The organism is Streptomyces telluris (assembly GCF_024519335.1).
GTDB lineage: Bacteria > Actinomycetota > Actinomycetes > Streptomycetales > Streptomycetaceae > Streptomyces > Streptomyces telluris.
In genome coordinates this window covers 1-1,041 of sequence record NZ_JANIID010000083.1, presented here as the reverse complement: position 1 = coordinate 1,041, position 1,041 = coordinate 1, and the positions used below count along the sequence as shown (strand labels likewise).

The window sequence follows — 1,041 nt, the reverse complement described above, 5'->3', positions numbered from 1 at the left end:
CGGGGTTTCGCCTTTCAGCTTTCGCTTTCCGGCGGTGATCCCGACTTTATCAGAAGCTTTCCGGCCGAAGCTAATCGGCTTTTCGCTTCCGATAAGGGATCGAGGTGCTCGGGGTGAATCTCGTTCACCACCGGAGCGCTGTAGACACTAACCGTTCCGTTGGAACCTGTCCAGTTCCCCGGCAACCGTTCGAATCTACCTCCCCACTCGTCCTGTGTCAACAGGTTTTGTGGGACGAGGAGGACACTACCAGGCTGACCAGCCCCTCTGCACATCAGGCGAAGGACGACGGCGGGGTGTCCAGGTCCTCCAGCTCGATGCCGGGTGCCGACAGGACGACGTCGCCGGCGAGGTTCACCGTGTGCTGCTCACCGGTCTCCAGGTCCGTGACCTGGTACGCGTCCACCTGGAGCGGGCCGTCGTCCGTGGCGTGTGCCGTCCGGCCGACCAGGGCCCACGACTGGTCGAGGGTCCGCGGGGCGAGGACGGGAGAGGTGAATCCGACGAGCCGGATGCGCGTCGCGCCGGCGCCGGGGGTCAGCCGCAGGGCCCGCGACAGGGCGACGTAGAAGGCAGGGGACGCGCCGGTGAAGGCACGGGCCTCGGCGACGTTGCCTTCCGTGGCGTGCTCCCCGGTCGGGTCGGTGCGGACCCAGGTCACTCCGTCGAGGGCCGCGCCGCGCACCTGCCAGCTTCCGGCGTGGAGCTGCACGCGGATCGGCCGGCCCAGGGCGTCGAGGGTGAGGTCGACGGATCCGGCGTGGTCGCCGGCGGGCGTGGTGATCTGCGAGACGTAGCGCCAGCCAGAGGGGCCGGTGGCGCAGTGGAAGTGCTCTTCACCGAGAGGTGTGTGGTCGTGCGGGTCGTGGAGCGAGTAGCGGCCGCGGGGCATGGTGGGTCCTCGACAGAACAGGGACAGGCCCCTGCCTTCCCGGCAGGGGCCTGCTACCGATTGCTTTGGGTACTGCTGGTACTGCTGGTACTGCTGGTACTGCTGGTACTGCTGGTACTGCTGATGTTGCTTTGGTGCTGCTGGTGGCG

The 1,041-nt window shown here is 67.4% G+C and carries 1 protein-coding gene; it reads right to left on the bottom strand.

All coding sequences use genetic code 11. From position 1 onward, the window contains the following. Window positions 1-274 precede the first annotated feature (274 nt). Window positions 275-892, bottom strand: coding sequence for a hypothetical protein (locus NQU55_RS36180; protein WP_168097105.1), 618 nt, complete (start codon window positions 890-892; stop codon window positions 275-277). Window positions 893-1,041 lie beyond the last annotated feature (149 nt).

Bases quoted from the DNA above. Each gene is read 5' to 3' on its own strand.
- NQU55_RS36180 (WP_168097105.1), bottom strand. From the start codon at position 892: ATGCCCCGCGGCCGCTACTCGCTCCACGACCCGCACGACCACACACCT.